13 protein-coding genes, 1 pseudogene and 1 other annotated feature are annotated in these 13,185 nt (G+C 37.7%); of the genes and pseudogenes, 4 read left to right on the forward strand and 10 right to left on the reverse strand.

What is annotated here, in order from left to right; genetic code table 11:
- Nucleotides 1-146 precede the first annotated feature (146 nt).
- The 5 genes from QFZ87_RS17770 to hmpA all read right to left on the reverse strand — a co-directional run bounded on the left by QFZ87_RS17770 (nucleotide 147) and on the right by hmpA (nucleotide 4,721).
- Nucleotides 147-515 carry a VOC family protein gene (locus QFZ87_RS17770; protein ID WP_309864140.1) on the reverse strand — a complete coding sequence of 123 codons (369 nt, stop codon included), beginning with the start codon at nucleotides 513-515 and terminating at the stop codon, nucleotides 147-149.
- Nucleotides 516-669: 154 nt separating this feature from the next.
- Complete coding sequence (locus QFZ87_RS17775; protein ID WP_309864143.1) at nucleotides 670-1,650, reverse strand: ABC transporter permease; 981 nt, start codon at nucleotides 1,648-1,650, stop codon at nucleotides 670-672.
- Nucleotides 1,643-2,557, reverse strand: a complete 915-nt coding sequence (locus QFZ87_RS17780; protein WP_309864147.1) for an ABC transporter ATP-binding protein — start codon at nucleotides 2,555-2,557, stop codon at nucleotides 1,643-1,645. The genes QFZ87_RS17775 and QFZ87_RS17780 overlap by 8 nt, the downstream gene beginning before the upstream one ends.
- A gap of 13 nt (nucleotides 2,558-2,570) precedes the next feature.
- Entirely contained in the window at nucleotides 2,571-3,347 is a 777-nt protein-coding gene (locus QFZ87_RS17785) for an SGNH/GDSL hydrolase family protein (RefSeq protein ID WP_309864150.1), read from the reverse strand.
- 159 nt (nucleotides 3,348-3,506) lie between these two features.
- Nucleotides 3,507-4,721, reverse strand: coding sequence for an NO-inducible flavohemoprotein (gene hmpA, locus QFZ87_RS17790; RefSeq protein ID WP_309864154.1), 1,215 nt, complete (start codon nucleotides 4,719-4,721; stop codon nucleotides 3,507-3,509).
- Between the two features lie 393 nt (nucleotides 4,722-5,114).
- On the opposite strand from hmpA, the gene QFZ87_RS17795 reads away from it, so the two are divergent.
- Both QFZ87_RS17795 and QFZ87_RS17800 read left to right on the forward strand, forming a co-directional pair.
- Nucleotides 5,115-5,963 (forward strand): DegV family protein, encoded by an 849-nt coding sequence (locus tag QFZ87_RS17795; RefSeq protein WP_309864158.1) that lies wholly within the window; start codon nucleotides 5,115-5,117, stop codon nucleotides 5,961-5,963.
- Nucleotides 5,964-5,966: 3 nt separating this feature from the next.
- Nucleotides 5,967-6,554 (forward strand): YdcF family protein, encoded by a 588-nt coding sequence (locus QFZ87_RS17800; protein ID WP_309864162.1) that lies wholly within the window; start codon nucleotides 5,967-5,969, stop codon nucleotides 6,552-6,554.
- A gap of 38 nt (nucleotides 6,555-6,592) precedes the next feature.
- Here the strand turns inward: QFZ87_RS17800 and QFZ87_RS17805 are convergent, their stop codons facing one another.
- Nucleotides 6,593-7,153 (reverse strand): GNAT family N-acetyltransferase, encoded by a 561-nt coding sequence (locus QFZ87_RS17805; RefSeq protein ID WP_309864165.1) that lies wholly within the window; start codon nucleotides 7,151-7,153, stop codon nucleotides 6,593-6,595.
- 270 nt (nucleotides 7,154-7,423) lie between these two features.
- Nucleotides 7,424-8,855: pseudogene (gene proS, locus QFZ87_RS17810) on the reverse strand (proline--tRNA ligase).
- Nucleotides 8,856-8,934: 79 nt separating this feature from the next.
- Nucleotides 8,935-9,149: a binding site (T-box leader), on the reverse strand.
- A 153-nt stretch (nucleotides 9,150-9,302) separates the two neighbouring features.
- Here proS and QFZ87_RS17815 point away from each other — a divergent pair.
- The gene (locus tag QFZ87_RS17815; protein ID WP_309864167.1) at nucleotides 9,303-9,437 is read left to right on the forward strand and encodes a hypothetical protein; all 135 of its coding nucleotides are present in this window, start codon (nucleotides 9,303-9,305) and stop codon (nucleotides 9,435-9,437) included.
- A gap of 166 nt (nucleotides 9,438-9,603) precedes the next feature.
- On the forward strand, nucleotides 9,604-10,497 hold the full coding sequence (locus QFZ87_RS17820; RefSeq protein WP_309864169.1) for a cupredoxin domain-containing protein: 894 nt from the start codon (nucleotides 9,604-9,606) through the stop codon (nucleotides 10,495-10,497).
- Between the two features lie 46 nt (nucleotides 10,498-10,543).
- Here the strand turns inward: QFZ87_RS17820 and QFZ87_RS17825 are convergent, their stop codons facing one another.
- From QFZ87_RS17825 to QFZ87_RS17835, 3 genes are all read right to left on the reverse strand, one after another.
- Nucleotides 10,544-11,077, reverse strand: coding sequence for a PepSY-associated TM helix domain-containing protein (locus QFZ87_RS17825; RefSeq protein WP_309864172.1), 534 nt, complete (start codon nucleotides 11,075-11,077; stop codon nucleotides 10,544-10,546).
- A 92-nt stretch (nucleotides 11,078-11,169) separates the two neighbouring features.
- Nucleotides 11,170-12,447 (reverse strand): sensor histidine kinase, encoded by a 1,278-nt coding sequence (locus QFZ87_RS17830; RefSeq protein ID WP_309864175.1) that lies wholly within the window; start codon nucleotides 12,445-12,447, stop codon nucleotides 11,170-11,172.
- 9 nt (nucleotides 12,448-12,456) lie between these two features.
- Nucleotides 12,457-13,128, reverse strand: a complete 672-nt coding sequence (locus tag QFZ87_RS17835) for a response regulator transcription factor (RefSeq protein WP_309864178.1) — start codon at nucleotides 13,126-13,128, stop codon at nucleotides 12,457-12,459.
- Nucleotides 13,129-13,185: the final 57 nt, after the last annotated feature.

Below are 13,185 nucleotides of genomic sequence, written 5' to 3' on the forward strand. Positions count from 1 at the left end.
GTTAATAATTCCCTCTAGCAGGCTGTCCCCTCACCCTGCTTGTATATTGATTAGAATAATCTTACATCCCTATTAAAAATACTTTAAGCCCCATATCCAATGATGGAATGGGGCTATTTTTTATAAAGAAGTGGTTTGGTAATGAATTATTCCCATTCTAGAAATTCAAGTCGATTACCAAACGGGTCATTTACATGAATCCGACTGGCTCCGGGCAGATTATCATCCTCTTGAAATGTAATCTCATTATTATTCAGATGTCTTTTTAATTCCTCAATATTTTCAACAACAAACGCAGGATGTGCCTTTTTTGCAGGTGAGAACGGATCCTCGACTCCAATATGAAGCTGGAAAGTTCCAAACTCAAACCAAACTCCACCTCGCTTTTTTAATTCATCTGGCTTCTCTACCTCCATTAGCCCAAGAATTTCGCCAAAAAAGTTTCTTGCAGCCTCTTCGCAGCCTTTTGGTGCCGCAAGTTGGATATGGTCAATTTTTTTAATTTTAAATGCCATATTTTCCCCTCCGTTTAGGTGCATTTATATTATTCTATTTTATAAAATTTATAATTTTCTATCAAATTTTAACTATTTTCACTTAAGTTATTTTGGTTTTCTTTAAAAACAAATAAAGGTTAACTCCAAAGCACAGGAGTTAACCTCATTTTCATTAATAAACATCTTTTTTTGTAAAGACCACGAAGGATACGAGTAGTGCTGCTGCCCACCAAACGAATAACACCATCATTGAAAAGGAGAGGTTCATTCCTTCGATTGGAGGAGCAGAACCCTTCATATAATCTGTTAAACGTAAGTTGACCATAAAGAAATACTTAGCCGATTCCCAAGATGAAACCATATTACTTAAAATGGCTCCTGAGATTAGAGCAGCCAGCATCACTCCCATGCCTGCTGCTGTACTTCGGATTAAAACAGATAACATGAAAGAGAGTGTCCCTACTACGATAGAGACAAACCATACTAGCCCAAAGTCCATTAGCAGGAACTTCCACAAGCTGAGGAGTTTCACCTCTGAAGTATTTAATCCCGATTCCGTCACATTAAACCCTGTTAAAATGGGGGCCTCCCAGCCGCTATATCCAAAAACCAATCCAGAAATCAAATAAGAAAGGATCCCTGCGATGGCAATAATTAACGAAACCGCTAAACACAGTGTGATATATTTACTCAATAATACCTTCCATCTTCTTACCGGCCTCGTCAGCAAAAGCTTAATTGACCCTAAACTATGCTCAGAGGAAACTAAATCACTGGCAATAACCATGACCATCAAAGGAATAAAAAGGTCAATCGAATTTTCAAAAAAGACCCTCATAAATGTAGGTGCGCCAGGCTCAGCAGGATTTATATCATGGTCAAGATAATATTGCTGTTGCTGTAAAGATATTTGTAGTTGTTTCTTCCATTCATCAGTGATTCGACTACTGCTCAACCGGTTAGTGGTATCAACAATTTGCTGCTGCAAAATTGTACGCCAATCACTAGTGCCTAATTTTTCTCGTTGCGTTTCAACCTGTTTATATTGTGCATATGTAAATAACACCACTAAAACGCCAATAATGATGGCAATAACTATTAGCCTTTTTTTAGCAATCAATTTCATCATTTCATTTTGAATCAATTTATTCAATGGAGTCACCCCCCGTAAGTTCGAGGAATAAATCTTCAAGTACTGGCATTTTTCGATTCATTTCAGTAACAGAAACACCTGCAAGAACAAGCTGTTTATTCCATTCTGGAATTTTTCGCTCGTCAAACTCTGTCATAATCCTACCATCTTCTCTCTCTTCAATGGCTGTTAAAGAGGCTAATATGTTTCTTCCCATTTCAATCGGATGAACTTGCCAAACTACTTTTTCCCGATTTGACAACAATTGATGAACTGTATCTGTCCGAATGACTGTGCCTTTTGAAATAATAGCAACTCGATCGCAGAGTAATTGAATTTCACTTAATAAATGACTAGAGACAAGAACGCTTAGTCCTTCTTCCTCTGCTAAAAAGCGAATGAACTGGCGCATTTCACGGATTCCAGCCGGATCCAACCCATTAGTTGGCTCATCAAGAATTAGCACTTTCGGTTTTCCTAACAAGGCTTGAGCAATACCTAGACGCTGTCTCATCCCCAATGAGTAGGTTTTCACTTTATCATGAATCCTTTCACTAAGGCCCACTAATTCTGTCACCTCTTTGATTCGCTCTTCTCCAATTCCTTCAATCATTCGGGCAAAATGAAGCAGGTTATTATACCCTGAAAGATAGGGATATAATTCTGGATTTTCAACAATACAGCCAAGGTTTTTCATTGCCTCATAAAAATGAGTTTCAATATTATATCCACAAATCTGGATACTTCCGGAGGTTGGCTTAATTAGACCAACAAGCATGCGGATCGTTGTTGTTTTCCCAGCTCCATTCGGTCCCAAGAACCCAAACACTTCACCCTCACGTAAATCAAAAGTTAACCCTTTAATGATTTCTTTTCTTCCGATTTCTTTTTTTAAATTTTTTACTTCTAATGTAATTTTTTTCTCCATCGGTTTCCTCTCCTTACCAGGTGAGCAGTGAGGCTACACGTTCTGCAATTAAACGGTATCCTTTTGAATTTGGATGAAACTTATCAGAATACAGATAATCATTGACCTTTAACTCAAATAAGTCAAAGGTTGGAACGAAAATAATCTTTGGGAAAGCTGCACTTATTTCTGCACTATCATAATTCCAATGACGAACAACCTTCGACATTTCTTTCCCTTGATCCAAATCGATGAATGGATTATACAAGCCAATAAAGAAAACATTGGCATTAGGATTATTTCTTCGGATTTGTTCAAAAATAGCCTTTAGGTTTTCAAGGTATTTTTTCTCAATGGTGGCAATATCTCCTGTTCCATAGTCCATTAATCCTTGTCCCCCACGGAACAAATCGTTTCCACCAATTGTTACAAGAACTAAATCAGCTTTTTCAATCTGTCTCCCCACTTCTTTCTCTTGAACCTGTTTACGAAGTTGATCTGATCTTTGTCCATTTATGCCAAGGTTCGTTAGTTGAACAGGGCGTTTGGTCTTCTCTTTTATTTCATCCATTAAAATTCCTACATAGCCTTTACCCGTTTCGTCACCGGTTCCTCTTGTTAACGAATCACCTAAAGCCACTATCGTCAGGCCCTTTGTGTTCTTGACTTCATTGGTAGCAGTGGATTTTTCCGGAACCTTTTCTTTGTTTCCAGCATAATACTCCCCTACCGCCCAGCCGAGACCTACAAGCCAGACGAGGCAAAATAATACGGCGATGGCAGTAATAGAACGTATGACATTCTTACTCATTAAAAACATCCTTTCTGGCGGCCTTTTCTATTATTTAATCATAGTTCAAGCTTGAATCAAACTTTCAATGTCTTAAACTCTTAAACGTTCATGAATTCTTAACTTTTTAAGCAAAATAAAAAGCCGATTCCCAATTTGGGAACCGGCCTCATTTTCTTTCTATTCTTCTAAATTACCCATTGGGCCAAAGAATTCAAAGTGAATTCTATCTTCCTTTACTCCCAGGTCTTTTAAAGAACGATTGATTGCCTTCATAAAAGGAACCGGTCCACAGAAGTAGAAGTCAGCTTTATCTACAGAAACCTTATCTTCCAACCATTCACGTGTAATATATCCTTCTACATCAAAACGATTATTCTTTCGATCTTCTTCAGTAGGGGAATCGTAGAAGAAAAAGGATTTAACTGTTTCTAGCTTAGAAAGCTCTTCCACTTCATTTCTAAGAGCATGCACATTTCCATTCGCAGCTGCATGTACAAAAGTTACTTCCCTACTAGGCTGAATTTCAACTAGCGTTTTTAACATACTCATCATTGGTGTTAAGCCAACTCCGCCACTAAGTAATACAACAGGTGTATTCTTTTCCGTATCAAGAATGAAATCACCAGCTGGGGCACTTACCTTTAAGATCTCGCCTTCCTTAACACCATCATGGAGGTAGTTTGATACCATTCCGTCTGGATTTTCAGTTCCCGCTTCGCGTTTCACACTAATTCTATAATAGTCTCTTCCTGGAGCATCGGATAAGCTGTATTGACGAATATGTGTAAACTCTTCTCCACCAATTTCCATCTTGATGCTAATATATTGACCAGGAATAAAAGTGGCAATTCCCTTATTATCTTCGGGTTTTAAGTAAAAAGAGGTAATTACATCGCTTTCAACTACTTTTCTGTCCACAACAAAATTTCGGAATCCATCCCAGCCGCCATCTTGCGTTGCAGCCTCCTCATACATCTCAGCCTCGACACTGATAAAGGCATCAGCAATCAGGTTATAGGCTTGACCCCAGGCATCAATGATCTCATCAGTCGCTGCATCTCCTAAAACATCCTTAATTGCTAAGAGTAAATGCTTTCCAACAATCGGATAATGCTCAGGTTTAATCCCAAGACTTCTGTGCTTATGAGCAATCTGTTTTACTACTGGAAGAATGGCTTCTAGGTTATCAATGTACATTGCGGCAGCATAAACTGTGCCTGCTAATGCTTTTTGTTGGCGTCCTTGTTTCTGGTTCGCATGATTAAAGATATTTAATAGTTCAGGATGATTTCCAAACATAAGTTGATAGAATCGTGTAGTTATCGTTTCTCCATGCTTTTCTAGTACTGGTACAGTAGATTTAATAATTTCAATCGTTTTTTGTTCTAACAAAATAATCACTCCTAAATACGTTTTCACTGTCTGCATAGTGATTATATGAAATTAACCACACTAATAAAGTGATTCAAATCACACATCGTTATATTTGAATAATTTGAACTAGTTCGAAAATCATAGATTTGTTAAATTTTCTTCAAATCTCCCTTTTTTTATTTGTAGTGTAAATGATAAAAATAGTTTGGTTTGGGTATGACAAATGTAACTTGACGAGTTATTTATCGCTCTTGTATTGTTTTATTTAGAAAGTAATACTACGTACCCTTTTTCCTATTTTTATACTTATTGATAGAATTGTGAAATAATGAATAAGTTACACGTGTAGTAGGCTCTATTCAGGGTATATTGTAAGTAAATTAGAGATTTCCACTGGAGGAAGAGGATTATATGAATAAGGCAAAGATTGCGTGGATCACTGATACGACTGCATCTCTAAGTAAAGAATTTATTGAGCAGCATCATATACATGTAATTCCCCTGCACGTTGTAATTAATGATGAATTTTACAAGGAAACAGTTGAAATTACTGAAGAAGAATTTTATGAAAGAATGAAAAATGAAGAAGGTAAATTTCAATCCTCACAGCCCTCGATTTCTGACTTTGTAGACTTATATAATCAATTGAAGGGCGAGTACGATTTTGGAGTAGCCATTCACGCTTCTAGCCTTCTAACTGGAACCTATCAATCGTCCGTAATGGCAGCTGAAATGGAAGACTTTAAACTATATGCCATTGATTCGCAAACAGGTTCGTATCCCCTTTCTTTTTTAATTAAAAGAGGAATCGAGCTCGCCGAACAGGGGCTAGAAATTAGCGAAATTATCTCCCAGCTAAACGGTCTTCTTGACCAAACCCGCTTATACTTAGTTCCATCGAACCTCGATCAACTTCATAAAAGCGGTAGGGTGTCTGGGAGCCAAAAAATATTAGCCTCCCTTTTTAATATCAAACCGATTTTATCTATTGAAGAAGGAACAGCAAAAATAAAAGAAAAAGTCCGTACGGAGAAAAAAGCTTTTGCGTGGCTTGTAAATAAATTAAAAGAAGATCTTGAAACAAAATCTGTTAAGAAGGTTGCTATTGTACATGCGAATGATATCAAAAAAGCAACTGAGTTGGAAAAGGTAATTAAAGAAACCATTCCTGGTATCGAAACGGAAATATTAATGCTTATTACAGTTGCAGGAGTGCATACGGGTGTAGGTACACTGGGTCTGTCATGGGTTTGTGAATAAAAGATGAAAAATAAGAAAAGGATGTTGTCCTATTTGAGTATTCTTGTGGCATTAGGACTGATTTATGTTGGTGTATTACAGTATAAAATCAGCCAGTTTACCCATGTAAACGTGCCAAAAAATGCGGATTATATCATTGTACTCGGAGCAAGGGTTAAAGGGACGGTTCCTTCGTTAGCATTTGCAACCCGAATTAAAGCGGCCGCCAACTATTTAAAGGAAAACAAAGATACCATTATAATTGCTTCAGGTGGAAAAGGTCCGGGTGAGGATATTTCTGAGGCAGAGTGCATAAAAAGAGAATTGATCAAACTTGGCATTAGTGAGTCTCGAATTCTGTTAGAAAATCGGTCTACTGATACCTATGAAAATATTAACTACTCGAGAAAGCTAATTCCGAAAAATGCACAGTCAGGATTAGTTGTGACCAATACCTTTCATATTTATCGTGCGGTTTCGATAGCAAGTGACCAGGGTTTAGAAGTAGAAGGACTACCTGCCAAAACTCCCGTACAAGCTGTCGTAAAATCATATACTCGTGAATACTTAGCCATTACAAAGTTTTATTTAAAAAGATATATTCTAGATTAATAAAGAGGTTGACTCACACGGGGTCAGCCTCTTTTTCGTTATTTAATCTTTGCATATACACACGTATCTCTTACTTCTTTCCCATCTGCCGACAATCCATCATTTTTTAAGATTCCCTCTAATGTAAAACCTAATTTTTCTGGGATTGCACGGCTTTTCGTATTATTATAGTCACAGCGAATTTCCACTCGACGGGCCTTAAGCTCAGTGAAGGCAAATTCTGTTATTGCTTTAGTTGCCTCTGTAATATAGCCCTTTCCACTATGCCGGGTATCGATCCAGTAACCAATTTCAAATTTCGGCACATGCCAGTTAATTCTATGCAAGCCTGAGGAACCAATAAATTCCCCGGTTTCTTTATCATAGAGATGCAGCCGTAAGTCTTCACGTGTTAAAAACTTCGCATGAGCATCCCTCATATTTACTTCTACATCTTCTACAGTTTGTTCTCTATGGGCCCATGGCATCCATTCTTTCAGTTCATTCATGGAAGCTTGCATCGCATCATATACGCCTTTGCCATCTCCAGGCATTGGTTTGCGAATTAGTAGTCGCTCGGTGGAAAACTCCTCTGGAAAGTCTAATAATATCGGTTTCATGTTCAAATCCTCCTCTTAACTACTATAAAAATTCGCTAGGATGCAGTAAATTCCTTTTAATAAAAATTATTTCTACACACTTTTGGATTATTTCTACACAAAATCATGATATTTCTACACAGTTTTAGATTATATCTACACACTTTTAGGTTATATATACACGAATTCAGGTTTTATCTACACGAATTCAGGTTTTATCTACATGGTTTTGGATTACTTCTACAAATCCACATAAAGAAAGGCCCTCCCTTAAAGGAAGAGCCCCCAATCTTAGTATGCTTTTGCCCAATAAACCATCTTAGTAGCTTCTTTGCCGCAACATACACATTTATTAGAAACTTGTTCTTGTTCAAATGGCATACATCTTGATGTTGCCCCAGTTTCTTCTTTAATTTTTTCCTCACAGGCTAAATCTTCACACCACATAGCCTTGATAAATCCTGGTTTTGCCTCTAGAGATTCCTTTAATTCAGGAAGTGTAGTAGCTACAGAGGTTCTCTCTTCGCGATGCTTTAATGCCTTGTTGTAAAGGTTCGTCTGGATTTCATCCAGTAATGCAACAAGTCTTGCTTCCAATTCATCCATAGGCACAATCACTTTTTCTAAAGTATCACGTCTTACCAATACAACTTGTTTATTTTCAATGTCTTTTGGTCCAACTTCTAAACGAACGGGAACACCTTTCATTTCATACTCATTGAATTTCCAGCCTGGCTTTTTATCACTTGCATCAATATCAACTCGAGCCACTTGTCCGAGCGACTTTTTCAAATCATAGGCAAAGTCTAAAACGCCTTCTTTATGCTGAGCGATTGGCACAATCATCACTTGCGTTGGTGCTGCTTTTGGTGGGATAACTAGACCTCGGTCATCACCATGAACCATGATTAACGCCCCAATGATTCTTGTAGTAAAGCCCCAAGATGTTTGGTGAACATACTGTTGTTTACCTTCTTTATCCGTATACTGGATGTTAAAGGCTTCTGCAAAACCTGTACCAAAGTGGTGAGAGGTACCAGACTGTAATGCTTTTCCGTCATGCATTAAGCTTTCAATAGTAAATGTCGCTTTTGCACCCGCAAACTTTTCTTTTTCTGTTTTTTGTCCTTTTACAACTGGAATCGCAAGGATTTCTTCACAAACGGCTGCATATACATTTAGCATTTTAATGGTTTCTTCCATTGCCTCTTCATCCGTTGCATGGGCCGTATGGCCTTCCTGCCATAAAAATTCTAATGTGCGTAAGAATGGACGTGTTGTTTTTTTCCCAGCGAACTACGTTAGCCCACTGATTATAAAGCTTTGGTAAATCTCTGTACGAATGAATAATATTGCTATAGTGTTCACAGAAAAGTACCTCAGAAGTTGGGCGAACCACCAAACGCTCTGCTAATTCTTCAGAACCGCCGTGTGTAACCCATGCTACTTCAGGAGCAAAGCCTTCAACATGGTCTTTTTCCTTTTGTAATAAGCTTTCAGGAATGAATAGAGGCATATAGACATTTTCATGTCCTGTTTCTTTGATTCGACGATCTAATTCATTTTTAATGTTATCCCATAAAGCATATCCATACGGACGGATAATCATCGATCCGCGAACGCTTGAATAGTCAATTAAATCAGCTTTTGTTACAACATCTGTATACCACTGTGCGAAGTCCTCATCCATCGCAGTGACATCTTTTACAAATTCCTTTGCCATTTTGACACCTCATTCATTTTTTAAAAAATAAATACAACAACGAGATTCCGATTAAAATGCAAAAAGGCCTTGTTCCCAAAAAAGGGACCATGGCCTGGCGGTACCACCCTAAATTCATAAAGCATTCGCTTTAAACTCTTTGCATGATAACGGATTTGATCCGCATGTATCTTCAAAATATCCGATACAGAACTCAGAGGCAGGTTCAAACGACCGTCTTAAGAAACCTCGCACCAATGGTTTCCTCTCTTGGTAAGACACCTTCATTTTACTAATCCCCATCATCGTTTCAATAGTATTTTTGAAGAAATTATATATTTCATCTGCTTAAAAGTCAATTCGAAAAGGGAAATATTTTGCAACGGAGTGTGAGTAAATTTAGATTTGGCTTTAAACTTCAGTATAAAACGTGTAAAATGCAAGTAATTAAGTGAAGAGGTGACTTCCATGACAAAAGAAGAAAAGGACCCGGTCGACGTAGAGAAAGAAGAGAAAGAGTTTTTACTTGAATACATTAGAATGCAAAATGAAGCCCTTAAACGCATTTTCAAAAATACGATTGATAAAGAGAAAAAAGACTAGAACTGGCTCAAAAATTCCTTCCTCCACCTATTTCCTCAGCAAGATTCATAAAACGTTCATACAAATCACTTAAAAGACAATTTTGAAACCATTATTTGCATTTATAATACTCTTATGTTGTTTATTTTATAAAATTGAATAAGCCCACATTAGAGGAGACAAAAAGATGACTATTTTTTCAATCATATCGGCAGTGATCGTTGCGCTAGGGACCGGTAATTCTATTTTTCTTGTATACCGTAATAAAATCAAGCTGAATAACACTCCGGGTATCCTGCTTAGCATGGTGATTGCCATTATTACTGGCTTGTTAACTGGCAGTATCATTGGAATCATTTCGGGCGAGACATTCTTAGTCGTTGGCGTCAGCATGATCATAGGATTCGTTATTGGCTTCTTAGCAGGACACCCAATTGGGTTACTAGCTATACTGATGTCATCCATATTTGGATTAATCGGAGGAATTAATGGAGCCATTCTTGGGTTATTCCTACAATATATCAACCCTACCATTTTACTAGGTATATTATTAGGTTTCTATATTGTTATTATCGGATTTGTCATTGTCTATATTTATGTGACTACAAATAATAAATTTTCTATCGATACCAATGAGCTATCACCTTTTGCCATAATTGCTGGTGGAGTGGTACTAGTCTCTCTGTTTTTGTTTATGTATAGCACGGATATGGTAAAGGTTCCTGGTCAAAGCGAGACGACCCAAACCGAGGCTCAACAGGAAACTAGTAGCACCAAGAAAATGGCTAAAACAGAGGTGGATGTCACAAAAGAAAGCTCACCTAAAGTAAAAATGCTCGTAACAGAAACTGGATATACACCAAACGTCATTCGTGTTAAAAAGGGCATTCCTGTAGAACTTGAGATTACCAATCCACTGGAAGATAGCTGTTTATCTACATTTAAGATTCCAGACTTTAATATTAACGATGTGAACTTAAAAGTAGGTACAACGAATCTTACCTTTACTCCTGAGAAGACTGGCGAATTCACCTTTAGCTGCGGTATGGAAATGTTTAAAGGGACCATCATTGTTGAATAGCATACGAAAAAGGCTGACTATATTGTCAGCCTTTTTCGGGTTTATATTACAAAACTTCCATGTTTTCTAATTGACGCTTTCTCCTTTTACTGTCTGCACGAAGAATTTGAACAGATAAATAAATACCTGAACCAGTAAGGAAAATCATCGCAAGAGCAGCTAAATCAATCAACCATTTCACATCCGTATTTCCAATTCTACCTTCATGAAGACCACGGATGGTACTCATGAATGAGCCTTGCCCCAACCTTTCTCCACGAACCCCCTCTGGAAAATTTCCATTTCTGCCAAACCCACCAGATTCTTGAACTTGTCCGCCCTGCATGCCAGCTTGTCCCTGTGATGGGTTAGTTCCATTAAATCCATTTGGGCCCTGCATTTGGCCATTTGCTTGTCCCTCACCCTGCCTGAATTGTCCTCTATTAAATTGGCCTTGTTGAAAGTTTCCTCTTTCACCTTCCATTTGTGTTTGACCGATTAACCAAGGTTCATTCATTAGTAGCCCTGTAATAGACTCCAAAAAAATTAATACTGATGCAATTAAGCCAATCCATAAGTGCGCCTTTCTCATCTTCTTCATGACAGTACTTCTCCCCTCAAATGGTTGTTTCAACTAATAAATTCATTATCGTGGGCGTTCCTTAAGATTTCCTTAAAAAAAAGAACCCAAATTTAATTTTTTTGGGCTCTCGGAAAAATAATCTCTATTGTCGTTCCTTTACCAAGGCTACTTTGAACCTTTGTCCTTCCATGGTGTTTCTCAATGATCCATTTAGCAATAGACAAGCCCAAACCTGTTCCTTCAGCTGCAGTACGGGCTTTGTCACTTTGATAAAAACGATCAAATATTTTCGGAATATCTTCTTCTGGGATTCCAATCCCGTTATCTTTCACTTCTAAGTAAATGGAGGAGTGACTTTGTCTACAAGATAACAAGATTTCTCCACCCTCCTGAGTGTATTTCATTGCATTGTCCAATAGGATAACAATAAGCTGATGGATTCTCTCTTTATCTGCAAAGAATTCCACAGGTTCAAGCGTACTTAAGTGAAGCGTTTTTTCTTGGTACATAGCAATCTCTTCATAATGATGAATTATTTCTTTTAAAAGCTCATCTAGTTGAAAAGCATTCTTCTTCATTTCAATTTGATCGGAATCAGATCTTGCCAACGTCAATAAATTAGTAACAAGTTTCGAGAGTCTTCGTGATTCGTTTGAAATCGCGGATATATCTAAAATTTTATCCTGTATAGTTGCGCTTGGTGATCGAAAAAGAATATCCGTTTTTGCCTGGATTACTGCTAAAGGGGTTCTTAATTCGTGTGATGCATCCGATACAAATTCAGTCTGCTTTTGCCATGCTCTTTTGATTGGGACAAGTGCCTTGCCTGCTAAGAAATAACCAGAGATTACAGCTAATACCACTCCAATTCCAATACCCACTGTAATAATTAATAATAACTGGTTGAGTAATTCTTTTTCAGAGTTAACGTTTCGAATAAATTGAACCGTCACTTTCCCTAATTCAGGATGGTTTACCTCAAACGCTACATACCTATAAGAAAACTCCTCCACTTCTACATCCTGCAGGCTGTTTAATGCCTTAGGGCGTATGGCGTTTTCATGATCGAGAAAAAGGTCAGCTTCACGATTTTGCTCTGCTATAAGTTTCTTATTTTCATCCCATATTAATGTCATAATTCTCGGGTCTCTTCTCATGACCCTCAGGAAAGACTTCCCTTCTCCCTCTCGCATATCATCTTTATCAGGACCAATACCAGGTCTTGGTTGCTCCTGAAAATGGTCAAGAGATTCTTGTAACGACTGATTGACATCCTTATATAATCTACTATCTGTATAAAAATAGATGGTGCTTCCTAGAATGCTAATGAGGACAATAAAGACAATGGAATTAATAAATGTTAATCGTATATGAGTTTGCCGGAACATTTGCACCCCCTATTCTTCGTTAAGCATGTAACCTACGCCACGAATCGTTTTTATGTCAGCATGATAACCTGTAGGTTCTAGTTTTTTACGAAGATGATGCATGAAGACCTCAACGATCGCTATTGTTGTATCAGAATCAAAGCCCCATACACGATCATATATTTGTTCTTTTGTTAAAATAGCCCCTTTATTTTGAATGAGATATTCTAACAGTTCATATTGTTTGGAGGTAAGTTTAATCGATTCTCCATTTGCCACAATGTCTCTTTCTTTCCCTAACAATTCAATCCCCCGATATTGAATGGTTTGATTGGTAGTCAGGCTGCCACTTCTACGTAATAAGGCTCGAATCCTCGCTTTTAACTCAGCCGCTTGAAATGGCTTCACTAAGTAATCATCTCCGCCGCTATCTAATCCCTTCACACGGTCTTCTAACGAATCTCTGGCCGTTAGAAAGAGGACTGGGATTTTTAAACCTTCTTTTCTTATTGTCTGGAGCACTTCAAAACCATCTATTTCAGGAATCATTACATCCAACACAATCACATCATGGATATTCTGCATTGCTAAAAATAAAGCATCTTCCCCATTCGCTGCTTGGTCCACTTCAAATTCATCTGATAAAAGCTGAACAATAGACTCGAGCAACGGAATATTATCTTCTACTACTAATAAACGCATCCCTATCTCTCCTAGTAACTAAGATCTTTTATTAAATTATATAGTAAAGGAAGCGGC

This window comes from Bacillus sp. SLBN-46, from assembly GCF_031453555.1.
Taxonomy (GTDB): domain Bacteria; phylum Bacillota; class Bacilli; order Bacillales; family Cytobacillaceae; genus Neobacillus.